The 13,384-nt window shown below is 49.8% G+C and carries 10 protein-coding genes; 1 reads left to right on the forward strand and 9 read right to left on the reverse strand.

What is annotated here, in order from left to right:
• Positions 1 to 200: 200 nt before the first annotated feature.
• The 8 genes from HMPREF9431_RS10510 to HMPREF9431_RS10550 form a co-directional block, all read right to left on the reverse strand.
• Positions 201 to 1,412 (reverse strand): porin, encoded by a 1,212-nt coding sequence (locus HMPREF9431_RS10510; protein ID WP_004381271.1) that lies wholly within the window; start codon positions 1,410 to 1,412, stop codon positions 201 to 203.
• A gap of 4 nt (positions 1,413 to 1,416) precedes the next feature.
• Entirely contained in the window at positions 1,417 to 2,466 is a 1,050-nt protein-coding gene (gene ansB / locus HMPREF9431_RS10515) for an L-asparaginase 2 (protein WP_004381272.1), read from the reverse strand.
• A gap of 35 nt (positions 2,467 to 2,501) precedes the next feature.
• A complete protein-coding gene (locus HMPREF9431_RS10520) occupies positions 2,502 to 3,848 on the reverse strand; it encodes an anaerobic C4-dicarboxylate transporter family protein (RefSeq protein ID WP_004381273.1) in 1,347 nt (448 codons plus the stop codon).
• A gap of 65 nt (positions 3,849 to 3,913) precedes the next feature.
• Positions 3,914 to 5,977, reverse strand: a complete 2,064-nt coding sequence (gene metG / locus HMPREF9431_RS10525; protein WP_004381274.1) for a methionine--tRNA ligase — start codon at positions 5,975 to 5,977, stop codon at positions 3,914 to 3,916.
• 525 nt (positions 5,978 to 6,502) lie between these two features.
• Positions 6,503 to 7,741, reverse strand: coding sequence for an outer membrane beta-barrel protein (locus HMPREF9431_RS10530; RefSeq protein WP_004381276.1), 1,239 nt, complete (start codon positions 7,739 to 7,741; stop codon positions 6,503 to 6,505).
• The gene (locus HMPREF9431_RS10535; RefSeq protein ID WP_004381277.1) at positions 7,738 to 8,304 is read right to left on the reverse strand and encodes an RNA polymerase sigma factor; all 567 of its coding nucleotides are present in this window, start codon (positions 8,302 to 8,304) and stop codon (positions 7,738 to 7,740) included. Before HMPREF9431_RS10535 ends, HMPREF9431_RS10530 begins: the two co-directional genes overlap by 4 nt.
• A 30-nt stretch (positions 8,305 to 8,334) precedes the next feature.
• Positions 8,335 to 8,991, reverse strand: a complete 657-nt coding sequence (locus tag HMPREF9431_RS10540) for a NigD1/NigD2 family lipoprotein (RefSeq protein WP_394365437.1) — start codon at positions 8,989 to 8,991, stop codon at positions 8,335 to 8,337.
• Between the two features lie 292 nt (positions 8,992 to 9,283).
• Positions 9,284 to 9,955 carry a Crp/Fnr family transcriptional regulator gene (locus HMPREF9431_RS10550; protein ID WP_004381279.1) on the reverse strand — a complete coding sequence of 224 codons (672 nt, stop codon included), beginning with the start codon at positions 9,953 to 9,955 and terminating at the stop codon, positions 9,284 to 9,286.
• A 156-nt stretch (positions 9,956 to 10,111) separates the two neighbouring features.
• On the opposite strand from HMPREF9431_RS10550, the gene HMPREF9431_RS10555 reads away from it, so the two are divergent.
• Complete coding sequence (locus HMPREF9431_RS10555; RefSeq protein ID WP_050795672.1) at positions 10,112 to 11,110, forward strand: metallophosphoesterase family protein; 999 nt, start codon at positions 10,112 to 10,114, stop codon at positions 11,108 to 11,110.
• Positions 11,111 to 11,630: 520 nt separating this feature from the next.
• Here HMPREF9431_RS10555 and HMPREF9431_RS10565 read toward each other — a convergent pair.
• Entirely contained in the window at positions 11,631 to 13,259 is a 1,629-nt protein-coding gene (locus tag HMPREF9431_RS10565) for a DUF6377 domain-containing protein (RefSeq protein WP_004381281.1), read from the reverse strand.
• Between the last annotated feature and the right edge of the window lie 125 nt (positions 13,260 to 13,384).

The raw sequence follows: 13,384 nt of genomic DNA on the forward strand, positions 1-13,384 counted from the left end.
GGTCATGGGGCGTTGTAAAAGCTATGCTTTTGCACGATGATTACGATCATTTTATGTGGTAATCTGCATGCTTTTGCGGGGCAAAATGCACCACTTCGTGGTCGGTTTAAAGGGTTGATATTTTCTTTTTATTTTTATTTGGCGCACCGACAGCTGACAAAGGGTTGCCTGCTGTCGGTTGCTTTTCGAGGTTTGCTGAACTAAAAAGCCTTGATACGATACATAAAACCAAGCTCAATGCGGTTGGTGTTGTAGTTCTTTAAGCCTGTAGCGGCCTTGAAATCATATTTTCTTCCGACATAAGCTAAGAACACACGCAGGTCTTGATCACGCATGGGATAGTATTCAATGCTGCCGATGTAGCCATAGCTCTTGCGGTAGTTCTTGCCTACTTCGAGCTTGCTGACGCTGGCAGTTTCATACATTCCCTTGGCCATGAAGTTCCAACCGGGTGCAAATTGCCAGTTCACCTTGGTGATGAAACTGTTGTAATGCACATCGCTGGCCCAGGCTTTGGCAGACGGGGACGGAGCAAGATGCGCGGCAAGGTCGTTGGATGCGATGCCCAAACGGTCTAAACCGTCCCAGGCTCCCATATAGTCTACATACCATTGCAGCTTGTTGAGGTTGAGTTGTTGGCCCAAAACGAGCATGCGACTATACTTGTGACGTGCCTGAGTTTGCAGGCCCCACGACCAACGAGTGTTGAGTTTTCCGTCGAGAAAACTGCCGTTCCAGTTGGCAATGTAGGTGAGTGGCGCCTTCGAAGCCTCAAGGTTGCGATAGCCAAGTGCCTCGCGTGCAATGCTGCTTGCGCCATAAAACTCGTTGAATTTGTTGTTATAGGCATTGGAAACCTCAACGGCCAACTCCTGAGTGGGCACGGGTTTGAACGACGCTACCACGCCGGCCATGAAGTTATCCATGTTGTCAACCATGTCGCTATATTGGTAGATGACCATGGGGTTCTCATCAAATTCGAAGCCACCCCATATCTGACACATCTTACCTCCTTGCAAACTGACTTTGTCATTGAACTTCCAGCCCACCATCATGATGTCGGTTGCTTTGGCAAAGTTGTCTTCGCCTTGTGCCGTGTTGGCTTTGTTGAGGCGATGACGGAAGCGATAAGACAGGTGATCGCCTATGTTTCCTTTAATTTCTAAGCGCAACTGTTTGTTGGCAAAGCCTGCATTCCAGTTGTTCGAACGGCTGTCTCTTTCGGTGCGGAAGCTGGCAGCATAGTTGAAATAGACGTTGAATGCGTCGTTTTTCTTTTCTAAGTTGGCCACCTTTTCGGCCAATGAAGCGTAGTTTCCTTCGCTACCTCCCATGCCGATGTTGGCGCCATTTTGTGCGTTGGCCACAGCAGTTGCGGCCAAAAATGCGCATACGATGAAGGTTGTTTTCATAGCTTTAATATTCTTGGAAATACTTTTGAATCTGTTGCCAATCGTGTGTTTTGGTCAAAGCGAGCATCAACAGCACGCGCGCCTTTTGCGGATTGAGGTTTAAAGCGGCCACGAAATGATATTTTTCGTCGTCCACTTCGCCGTTCAAACACGTGGGGCCTGTGGGCAAACGGCTGGAACGTACGATTTGAATACCGTTGTTCTGTGCCTTCAATGCCACATCAAACACATCCTTATAGAAGTTGCCATCGCCCACACCGGCCAACACAATGCCGTCGAATTTGGCGTTGACAAATGAAAGAATGGGCAGGGGAGAGCAGTTGGCATAGCCATAAACGATGCCCACTTGCGGCAATTTGGTGAGGTTGTCCACGTTGAACACGCTGGCAGTGGTGTGCTTATAGTTGGGCTCGTGCACATAATAGGGTTTGCCATTATACACGTAACCGATGGGACCATAGGCGCCTTTGAACGTAGCAACGTCGGTGGTATGGGTCTTGATGAGGCTCTTGGCGTCGATGAGTTGATTGTTCATGCAAGCCATAACGCCGTGCCCTTTTGATGCAGGATCAACCAAAGTGGCCACGCCATTGTAGAGGTTTGCAGGACCATCGGCACTGATAGCCGTCGAAGGACGCATGCTTCCGACCAACACAACGGGCTTATCGCTGTGCACAGTGAGCGTCAAGAAGTAGGCCGTTTCCTCCATAGTGTCGGTGCCATGCGTTACTAATACGCCATCATAGCCTTCGTTATTGAGCAGCTGATTGATGCGTTTCGCGAGTTTCAACCACACTTCATCGTTCATGTCTTGGCTACCAATGTTCACTAATTGTTCGCCACTTACGTCGGCTAAATCTTTGATTTGTGGCACTGCATCAATGAGGGTTTGAATGCCCACTTGGCCTGCTCCGTATGCCGAAGAGGTGGCACTGGCACTCACACCTGCGATGGTTCCGCCGGTAGCAATGATGCGAATTTTGGGTTTTGCACTAAGGGCTAAGGTGAAAATCAAAGTGAACACCATTAGCATTGAAATCTTGATTGTTCTCATAATCTATTTAATTTATGGGTTTATAATGGGTTATTTTAATAAAGGAACGTAATGATGAGGTAGCCAACGCCAATGCTTACAAAGGTAGTAATGAAGCCGGCGAGCTGAAAACTGTGGTTGAGCACGTAGCGTCCGATGCGTGTTGTGCCCGTCGTATCAAAGTTGATGGCGGCCACTTCGGTGGGATAGTTGGGGATAAAGAAATAGCCATTGACCGCCGGAAACATGGCTATGAGGGCAAAAGGTGACAGGCCTAAGCCGATACCTAAGGGATAAAGCGTGCGAACGGTGGCTGCTTGCGAGAACAACATGATGGACATGATGAACAAAGCCACGGCAAAGAGGAAGGGAAATTGGGTCACAATGCCGGCAATATGCTCCTTGAAGAAGGCCAAATTGCCGTTGAAGAATGTGTCGCCCATCCATGCAATTCCAAAGATACTCACCATGGCATTCATGCCAGCACCAAAGACATTGCCTTTCACTGCATCGCCAACTTTGGCTTTTCCGACGAGCAAAATGACGGCAGACATGGCCATCATGATGATTTCTATGGTCTCGGGCATGCTCAATTTCATGATGTTTCCATCGACATTGAACGATGGACGCAGCGATGGAACAGAACCAAAGAGCACCACTAAGAGCACGGCTGCCAAGAAAGCCAATACCGAATATTTGGCGCGTGGATGAAGGTTTGCTTCGTTTTCCATCGTCTTTTCACACTCGCCAACGGGCTGAATGAGCCCTGCTTTCACACGTCTTTGGTACTCAGGATCGTCAACAAGCTCCTTACCTACGTGGTTTTGCACAAACGAAGCCACCAGGATGGCGATGAAAGATGCGGGAATACAAACGAGCATAATATCCTTTAGCTCGATGCCTTTGGCACCTAACAGGTCGGAAGAAATCATGGCTGCCGTGGCCGCCGATACCGGACTGCCCGTAATTCCCAATGAAGCTGCGATGGTAGCCACGCTCAATGGGCGCTCGGGACGTATCTTTGTGTCTTTCGCAATCTCTGCAATAATCGGCAAAAGCGAATAGCTTGTGTGTGCAGTTCCTGCAACTAAACAGAAAAACCACGTAACCAATGGCCCATAATAGGTGATGTGTTCGGGATGTTTTCGCAGGAATTTGGCTGCCAAATGCACGAGATAATCCAACCCACCTGCCGCTTGAAGAGAGGCCGCAGCCGTGATAACTGATACGATGATGAGCATCACATCGATGGGGATATTGCCGGGTTTTAAACCGAAAACAAACACCAAAAGGAACACACCTACCATGCCATAGATGCCCATTCCGATGCCACCTATGCGCGCACCGATAAAGATAAGTGTGAAAACCAATAGGAGTTGAATGAGAATTAAAAGTGTAACCATAAACTCATCTGCTATTTTTGTGGTGCGTTAAACTTGTTTCCTTCTGTCGTTTTGGTGTGCCTTGATCACCCCACTTGGCTGCCGGGATTCACTTTATCGATTGTCGTTGTGACCGAAAGTGCCCCATCTGCGTTCACAGCACTCAGAATCATGCCTTGGCTTTCGATGCCCATCATCGTGCGAGGAGCAAAGTTTGCCACGAAAAGCACATCCTTACCTACGAGCTGTTCGGGCTCATAATAGGCGGCGATGCCACTCAAAATGGTGCGATCCACGCCCGTTCCATCGTCGATAGTGAATTGCAACAGTTTCTTGCTCTTCTTCACTTTCTCACAATGTTTGATGTGTCCGACGCGAATATCCAACTTTTCGAAGTCGTCAAACGATGCCGTTTCTTTCACGGGTGCTGCATGATAGGCTGCCACTTCGTTGGCTTTTCGGGTGGCTTCGAGCTTGTCTAACTGCTTTTGTATGACGTCATCTTCGAGCTTTTCGAAGAGCAATTCGGGCTCAGCTAATTGATGTCCGGCCTTGAGCAGGTCGGTTTTGCCTAATTCGGCCCAATCGAAAGCCTCCATATTAATAAGGTGGCGCAGCTTTTCGGATGAGAAAGGCAAGAACGGTTCGAACGCAATGGCGAGGTTAGCCACAAGCTGAAGGGAGATATAAAGGATGGTTTCGACGCGCTTAGCATCGGTCTTCCACACCTTCCATGGCTCACATTCGGTGATATATTTGTTGCCGATGCGTGCCAAGTTCATGGCTTCTTTCTGCGCTTCGCGAAATTTAAACTGGTCTAAATAGCCCTCTAACTTCGCTTTTACGTCGGCAAACTCGGCCAGCGTCTGGCGGTCAACATCTTGTAATTCGCCGCAAGCCGGCACCACACCTGCCCAATATTTCTTCGTGAGTTGCAAGGCACGATTGACAAAGTTGCCATAGATGGCCACAAGCTCCGAGTTGTTTCGCTCCTGGAAATCGCGCCAAGTGAAGTTGTTATCCTTCGTTTCGGGCGCATTGGCCGTGAGCACATAGCGCAAAACATCCTGCTTTCCGGGCAAGTCTTGCAAATATTCGTGTAGCCAAACGGCCCAGTTTCGGCTGGTAGAAATCTTGTCATCCTCCAAATTCAAGAACTCATTGGCCGGCACATTGTCGGGCAAAATGAAGTCACCATAGGCTTTTAGCATGGTTGGGAAGATGATGCAATGGAACACAATGTTATCTTTTCCGATGAAATGCACCAAGCGGGTGTCGGGCTGTTTCCACCATTTCTCCCACGAACCAAAGCGCTCGGGGTGCGCCTTGCACAGTTCAATGGTGTTGGAAATGTAGCCGATGGGGGCATCAAACCACACATAAAGCACTTTTCCTTCGGCGCCTTTAATGGGAACAGGAATGCCCCATTCCAAGTCACGTGTCATGGCTCGCGGCTGTAAGTCCATGTCAAGCCAGCTCTTACACTGACCATATACGTTGGAACGCCATTCAGAATGGTCGTTGAGAATCCATTTTTTCAGCCAAGGCTGGTATTGATTGAGGGGCAGATACCAGTTCTTCGTGGGACGAATGACGGGTTTCGACCCCGAAATGGTGGAGTGGGGATTGATCAATTCCATCGGACTGAGGTCGTGACCGCAGCGCTCACACTGGTCGCCGTATGCGTTTTCGTTGTGACAATAGGGGCATTCGCCCATGATATAGCGGTCGGCCAAGAACTGATGGGCCTGCTCATCGTAGTATTGTTCGGTCTCTTTCTCCACCAATTTCCCCTCGTCATAGAGCTTTTTAAAGAAGTCGCTGGCAAACTGATGATGCGTGGGGCTGGTCGTTCGGCTATAAATATCGAAGCTGATGCCAAACGCCTCGAACGATTTCTTGATGAGCTCGTGGTAGCGGTTGCACACGTCTTGCGGCGTGATGCCCTCTTTCTTCGCACGGATAGTGATGGGCACACCATGCTCATCGCTGCCGCAAACGAACATCACCTCTTGTTTTTTGAGGCGCAAATAGCGCACGTAAATATCGGCAGGCACATAGACTCCTGCCAAATGGCCAATGTGAACGCCTCCGTTAGCATAGGGCAAAGCCGCCGTAACGGTGGTGCGTTTAAACTGCGTTTCCTTCATTTATCTTGTTGATTTTGATTTCTTTGTTTGCAAAATTACACAAAAAAGAGCGGAAAGCCATCGCTTTTACCTGGTAATTCGCGCTTGATTGCGCAGTAAAAGCAATGCTTTTGCAACACAATCTGCATGCTTTTTCCCGACAATCTGCATGCTTTTTCCGACAGCCGTTCCATCCCTTTGTGGACGAGGGCAAACGAGATACCCCCGTTTCTTCATTGTTTTTCTCAAAAATGAGCGAGATACGGCCGTTTCTCATCCATTTTTTTCAAAAACAAACGAGATACACCCGTTTCTCAATCATTTTTCATCAAAACGAGCGAAACACACCCGTTTCTCATCTGTTTTTTTCAAAAACGAGCGAGATACACCCGTATCTCATGCTTTTTCTGCAAAACAAGTCAACTTGTTTCTTTTGCTTTCGGCATCACTTCTTGCCACAACAAACCCGTGAAGCGGCCGGTTTGCAGGCCGGCTATGGCAGCAAAAGAAGGAAAGGGGATGGCTAAGGCCTGCAAAAAGCATGGGCTATTTGTTTAAATAGACGCGGATGCCGACGTTCAGACTGAGGCCGGTGGGCTTGTCTTTATAAACACTTTTCACGTTGCTGCCATTGTTAAAATGATGGCTTATGCCGGGTTCGACGTAGGCACTGAGCGCAGGATTGAAGCGAATTTCGCCGCCAACGGCCGCATGAATCGAGAAGATGGGCGCATGCTCGGTGATGGTTTCGGCGCTGGTGGGCGGCACAACGTCCGGTGTAGCCTTTTGTTTCGCACGGCCTTTCACCAACTTTTCGACCTCGCCTCCGGCCATTGTATAGAGGTTGATGCGCCGCGTTTTGTAAAAACTGTAACCCATGCTCACCGGAAGACCGATGTAGTGCAGCTCTTGTTGCACGGTACTTTCGGCATGGTCCATGTCGCAAGTGAAGTCGGAGACCAAGCGACTGTAGGTCAATCCGGTTTGGATGCGCCAACGCCGATGGATGTTATAGCCCACCGACAGGCCGAATTTTACCGGCCGATGGTGCTTTGTTTTCATTTGTACGCTGCCCGAACCGTTCGCATAGTTTTGCCTTTCGTGACCCGAGAAGGCGTCTACATATTCGCCATAGGGGTTGGCTGCTGCGAGCAAAACGCCTTGAGAAGTGTGCGATGAGCCGCTCAATCCATCATAAGACGTGGCGAAACTCCATCGCGAAGCGTCGGTAGATGGCTTGCGCTGTGGCGGGGTTTCGCGACCTGATTGCGGTGGCATTGCGGGCAAAACCCGACGCGATGGCTGTGCAGTCTGCGTGTCGGAGTGGGGTTGTGAAGGGGTTGTTTCCGTCGGTTGTGCGTCGGTCTGTGCCGGCAATTCGTTGTGAGCCATGAGCAAGTTGTGTGCCTTGTGCGCCAAGTAGCGGCCGGGACGCGATGCAATGGGGCGTTCCGTGTGCGGCACAGCGTGGGGTATCGGCTGTCGTGACACGATGTTTGACGGGGCAAGGGGCGACGGAGCAATGGTGGAGACCAGTGGTTTGTCGGCAGAAGGCAGCGCCGTTCGGTGGACGATATACAAGCCCACGGCAAGGAAAGCCGCTATCGAAGCCGCGCGAACACCCCACAACGCCACAACCTTTCGGCGGCGTGGCGGTCGGCATGTGGGGGCTATTCCCCGGCGACGCATCTCGTTTTTGATGTCGTCGAGCAACCCTTGCGGTGCTTGTGCATGCTGCTCATTGCGCAAGCGTGTCTGCACTTTGTTCAGCCAATCCGTTTTCATTGTTCGGTCTCCTTTTGTTTTTGTTCGTTAAGTATGTTGGCAAGCAGGTTTCTTGCCTTATGAAATTGCGAGGCAGAAGTGTCGGGCTTGATGTGGAGAAGCGCGGCAATCTCTTTGTGAGTTTTGCCCTCAATCGCAAACAGATTGAACACGGTTCGATAGCCTAACGGCAGTTGTTGAATGGCATTTGTAATCTGTGTAACCGACAAACTGTCGACATCGGGCGCATCAATCTCTGCATCTGGAAGCTCTATTGCTTGGTTGACGAATAGCTTCGAATGGTCTTTGCGCAGAAAATACAGCGCCTCATTCACCACTACCCGCGTGAGCCAGGCCTTCAAAGAGCCCTTGCCTTGATATTCAAACGTATGAATTTTCGTGAAGATGCGGATGAAGGCCTCTTGCAACACATCGTGCATATCTTCGACGTTGGGGATATAGCGTGCGCAAACAGCCGCCAAATAATCGGCATATTCGCCATAGAGTTGGTCCATGGCGAATGCGTTGCCTTGCTCGAAAAGGCGCAAGAGATGCTGTTCTTTGTTATATCCGAAAAGATTCATTCAAGGCAAAAGGGGGCTGAGCAGGTTGCGTTAGGGTCGGGAAGTGTATTTGAAGGTTACGCTTTTGACACCCGAAAACGATTTCCATTTCAGCGTTAAGTCCACCGCTTTGCCGTGAGTGTCGGGCAAATCGCTGAGTCGGAAAGCCACCAAACCGTCTTTCACAACGCCGCGAACATCGCCTTTTGCATCGTGATGGAGCACCACTTCGTAGGGATTGGCACCCTTTACCAGCGTCACTACATGCTTGGTTCGGTTGCCGAAATAGGTTCTAAAGCGCAGGGTGAGGTAGCCATCTTCCACAACTGTGGTCCAATGCTTGACGATTTCCAGCGGATCGGTGCCATAGGTTTGGTCGTTTTTCGCTCCCAAGTCGGGCGACATTTTCTTCGTAAGAATGGTGTCCATCCAGTTGACGAATGCCGTTTTGGAGTAATGTCCGGGTTGTCCTTCCTGCATAGTGAGGTTGGCTAAGGCGCGCAACTCGCGGTTTCCGTAACGCGAAGTCTTCATGTTGGTGGGCAAAACGGTGGTTGCATCGTCCAGTTGAAGGTAGACTTGTCCCGTGGCTGTGTTGGTTTTAATCGTCACCAATGCGTTGGGATAGTACACACTGTTGTCGTAATCATCGTCGTTGTTGCATGCGATGAAGGCCATTCCACTGAGGCAGAACGCTGCCAACACCATTGTTTTGAGTACCTGTTTCATTTTCATCGTTTTTGTTTTTTATCGGGATTTAAACTTTTAAAATAGTCATTTTCGTTGCAATGATTTTGCTTATAAAAAGCATATTCCCGAGAAACCTTGCCTCGTTTTTTGCAAAAGGTTGTTAAACTTTTCAGCGCATGCACTTCCTTTGGCGGGTTTTCTTCGCGGCTTTTGCGGTGGTTTGCCACACAGCCGCGGGCAAATTGCGGGACGGATGATCGAACATGGTGGACAAATGGGTTGTTGAGGCGAGCGGCAGATGAAGCGCCTTTTATTTTAATTTCTCGCGTTGCAGAATCTCAATGGTCTTGCCATCGATGCGGATGGCACCCTCTTTCTCAAACTCATTGAGCACCCTCAGCAGCGAAAACTTCTGAATGCCGAACGAATTGGCTATCTCTTGACGGCTGCGTTGCAGCTTAATGGTGTTCGAATTTTGTTCGCCTGCCGTCTCCAACAGCAAGTAAGCCACCTTCTCTCTCACGGTGAAAAGGCTCAACACCTTCATTTTATGCGTGAGAAACACGTCGATGTTGGAGAGCGTTTGAATGAAATTCATGCGAATATCGGGGTCGTTATCCATGAGCAGACGCAAGGTTTGCGGAGTCATGCGCAGCAACTTCACCTCGCTATCGGTCTCAACACTCACGGGTATGGTGTTGTCTTTGGCGAAGATAAACGCCGGAGCTATGATGTCGCCGGCCTGCAATCGGCTCACTTCCACTTGCTTTCCGCTGAGCGAAGCCATGCGACAAACCAACGAACCTTTGACCACAATGTCGGCAAAACGGCAGGGCATGCCGGCCAAGGCATAGACATCGCGCTTCTCAAGGCTCACGATTTGATAGTTGATGCTGCCCAAAGCCAATTCTATACTCACTTCGCTCATGCCCATGAAAAGCGGACATTGGCGCAGGGCATGCATGATAAAATCATTCATCATAGGGGAGAAATCTTGAATTAAAATAATCAAAATGTGCGTCGTGGTGCATGGATTGCACCCACATCGCGCCATGCAAAAATAATAATAAAAACCGATTTGGGCAGGCTCAGCTCGCAGAAAAGCTGTAACTTTGACCGAAAATTCAGGAAAATGGGAATGAAAAAATGGTTGACTGCCGCTTTGTTTCTGGGGTGTTTGAGCAGCATACAAGCACAGGATTTGCGTTTTAAAAACGGGCAATTTAAGATTGTTCAGTTCACCGATCTGCATTATAAACAGGGTAATCCCGCATCGAAAGAGGCCATCGATAACATTGTTGAGGTGGTAACGGCCGAGAAACCCGACCTCATTGTGCTCACAGGTGACATCATTTATTCGTCACCTGGCAGTGCTTGTTTGCAGGAAGTGCTCAAGGTGTTGACCAATTTGAAGACGCCTTTTTGTTATCTTTTGGGCAATCATGACCCCGAACAAGGCACGCCGGTCACGCAACTTTACGACTTAGCGCAGCAAAATGCCTACTGCGTGCAGCCCAAACGCGTGGGCAATGTGCTCGATTATGCCTTGCCCATTCTGTCGACTTCGGGCTGGAAAGTGACCGCTGTGCTCTATTGTATGGACACACATGCCTACAATAAGATGGCAGGTGTGGGCGGTTATCAGTGGCTGACGGCCGACCAGATTGCCCGTTATCGCCGATGGTCGGGCACGTTTACCCAGCGAAACGGCGGCAAACCCGTCAACAGTTTGATGTTTATGCACTATCCGTTGCCCGAATATAACGACGCCGTGGCCAATACACAAGTGACTTTAATCGGCACACGTATGGAGAAAGCCTACGCACCCAACCTCAATAGCGGCATGTTTTCGGCCGTGAAAGAGTGTGGCGATGTGATGGGAATCTTCTGCGGTCACGACCACGATAACGACTATTCGCTGATGTATTACCGCGTGTTGCTGGCCCATGGACGCTTCTCGGGCGGCAACACCGAGTACAATCATCTGCGCAATGGCGCACGTGTGGTGGTGCTTTATGAGGGGAAACGCAGCTTCGACACGTATATTCGGGAGCGCGGCGGCCGCATTCTTTACGAGACAACCTATCCCGATAGCTACACCAAGGACGATTGGAAAAAGCGCAATGGCACGCGATAAGCGCGGCGGTGTTGCCCACATCGCTCGCCATTTCAGCTGTGCTCTCTGCCTGATAACAGGCACTTGCTCGCCATTTTTACCCGCGTTCTTCGCCCGATAAAAAAGGCATTTGCTGGCCATCTCGGCCTGATTTACACTCCAACAGTGCCTTGTTTTGCACAAAAATAGCCCAACTACGGGGTGTAGTTGGGGTGTTTTTGTAAAAAAGTGCCCAGTTACGGGGTGTAGTTCGGGTGTTTTTCGCAAAAGCAACCCAACTATAGGGTGTAGTTGGGAGTTTTATTTTGAAAACCATATCATAACGGGGTGTAGTTGGGTGTTTTTGTAAAAAAGTGCCCCAGTTACGGGGTGTAGTTGGGGGTTTTTTCGCAAAAGCAGTGCAGTTACAGGGTGTAGCAGCATGATTTTGGTGCAAAAGCAGAGATGATTCGAGCGTGAAAATGGGCTGCCGTGCACCTTATCTTGGGGCTGAAGTGTGCAGCTTTGTGTGCCATGCTGTGCAAAATGGTATCAAGCGGACTTATATTTCCATGATTTTTGCTTCGAATTGATCGTTGTCCACCTTCGATTTATTCTTCACACGTGTCTTATAAGTGTTGATGGTGTGGATGCTATAGTGCAGAAATTTGGCAATGCGTTCGGAGTCGTTGATGCCCAAACGGATGAGCGCAAAGATGCGCATTTCGGTGGTCAGCGTGTTGGTTTTCTCGTGGGTCGGCGCGTCATCGAAGAGCTGATTGTAGCGCGTGATGAAATGAGGAAATAGGTTTAGAAAAGTCTTGTCGAAGTCTTCGAACATCGATTTGCGCTCGTCCATGAGCTGATGTTCTTTCAATGAGGCACGCAAATCGGCAAATTGTCGCGTTGCAATCTTTGCATCAATGGTGCGATAGAGCTTTTCCACCTTATTAATATATTCGGCATTGGCATAAAACGACTGTCCGATGTACTCGTCTTTGATGGTGTTGGCCTCGCGCAACTGGGCGTTGATGCGCTCCAATTCGGCTTTGCGTTGTGCAATAACGGCCTGCGCCTGCTTGGTTTTGCGCATTTGTCGGCGAATGAAATAGGTGAAGACGAGCAGGGCAATGACAAACAAAACGGCGATGATAGCCGTGGAAGCCAAGGCGTTGCGCTGGTTTTCGACCATGCGATAGCGGTCTTGTTCGATGATGGGCAAGATGCCACTCACCTCGATAACGCGCTGGCGTGCACCATAGAAATTGGCATTTTGCAGCGATTGGCGCACATATTCGGTGGCTCGTTGAATGTCGCCTTGCTCATAAAGCAGACGGGCCAACGTGCAAAGGGCGGTGGTTTCGCGGGTCGCCGAGACGTTATCATAGATGGCAGCCTGCGCTAACAGGCAGATGGCCGCGCTCTGTTGGTGCTGAAAAAGCTTGGTCCATCCCATGCAAGAGGTGATGATGGCGCGCGTATGGGTATCGACATGGTTGCGCGAAAGCAACTGTTTGAAATAACGATTGCTCGTCGTGAAGTGGCGCCATTTCATGGCTTGCATGGCTGAAGCGTAGAGCCATTCGTCGCTGTTTCGCGGCAGATAGTGGAGCAGTGAATCGGTGGAAACAGAACCCTTTGCAATGTATTCGCCAACGTAAGGAGCAGCATGGGTGTAATCGGCCAAATCATAATAGAGGCGGGCAGCTGTGGTAAAATAGAGCTTTCGATAGGGAGCCGTGGCGTGGGCGATGTCGATTGGTTGCAGCGTGGCGACGCCTTCGTGAAACAACCCGGCCGAAAGCAGACAGAACACCTGCGCACATTGGGCTTCGATGTGGAAGTCCTGACTGCACAGTTGCAGTGCCATTTGGTTCATTTGCTGTGCGTAGGTGTAGGCCGAGTCGTATTGGTAGGAGGCATATTCCTTGTAGAGTTGTCGCAAAAGTGCGTAGCGTTTGCGGTCAAAGGTGCGTGGGAGTTGTGCTTTCAGTTGCGCAATGCGTTGCAGCTTTTGCTGTTCGTATTGCGCCTTTTGTGTCAGACTTTCATCCAATTTTTGCAGCATCTGTGCCGGATTAGTAGCGCTGTTTTCTGCGCAAACACGGCTCGGCCATAGCGCCACGAGGCACAATAGGACGCCCAAGAGCGTGCCATTTTTCATGCGATAAATGTTGGTGTTCATGCCCATTGTGGGGACTTTGTTTGTTGTTCTCTTCGCACAAAGTTACAATATTTCTGCAACACTCCCACCGCTCCTCCTGCGATTATTCGCCCAAAACAGGCAAATCGCGCAGTAAAAGAAGAAAAACTTGT

The sequence above is a fragment of the Segatella oulorum F0390 genome, from assembly GCF_000224615.1.
GTDB classification, from domain to species: domain Bacteria; phylum Bacteroidota; class Bacteroidia; order Bacteroidales; family Bacteroidaceae; genus Prevotella; species Prevotella oulorum.

Coding starts and splice junctions, on each gene's coding strand:
- HMPREF9431_RS10510 (WP_004381271.1), bottom strand. CDS start 1,412: ATGAAAACAACCTTCATCGTATGCGCATTTTTGGCCGCAACTGCTGTG.
- ansB (WP_004381272.1), bottom strand. CDS start 2,466: ATGAGAACAATCAAGATTTCAATGCTAATGGTGTTCACTTTGATTTTC.
- HMPREF9431_RS10520 (WP_004381273.1), bottom strand. CDS start 3,848: ATGGTTACACTTTTAATTCTCATTCAACTCCTATTGGTTTTCACACTT.
- metG (WP_004381274.1), bottom strand. CDS start 5,977: ATGAAGGAAACGCAGTTTAAACGCACCACCGTTACGGCGGCTTTGCCC.
- HMPREF9431_RS10530 (WP_004381276.1), bottom strand. CDS start 7,741: ATGAAAACGGATTGGCTGAACAAAGTGCAGACACGCTTGCGCAATGAG.
- HMPREF9431_RS10535 (WP_004381277.1), bottom strand. CDS start 8,304: ATGAATCTTTTCGGATATAACAAAGAACAGCATCTCTTGCGCCTTTTC.
- HMPREF9431_RS10540 (WP_394365437.1), bottom strand. CDS start 8,991: ATGGTGTTGGCAGCGTTCTGCCTCAGTGGAATGGCCTTCATCGCATGC.
- HMPREF9431_RS10550 (WP_004381279.1), bottom strand. CDS start 9,955: ATGATGAATGATTTTATCATGCATGCCCTGCGCCAATGTCCGCTTTTC.
- HMPREF9431_RS10555 (WP_050795672.1), top strand. CDS start 10,112: ATGAAAAAATGGTTGACTGCCGCTTTGTTTCTGGGGTGTTTGAGCAGC.
- HMPREF9431_RS10565 (WP_004381281.1), bottom strand. CDS start 13,259: ATGGGCATGAACACCAACATTTATCGCATGAAAAATGGCACGCTCTTG.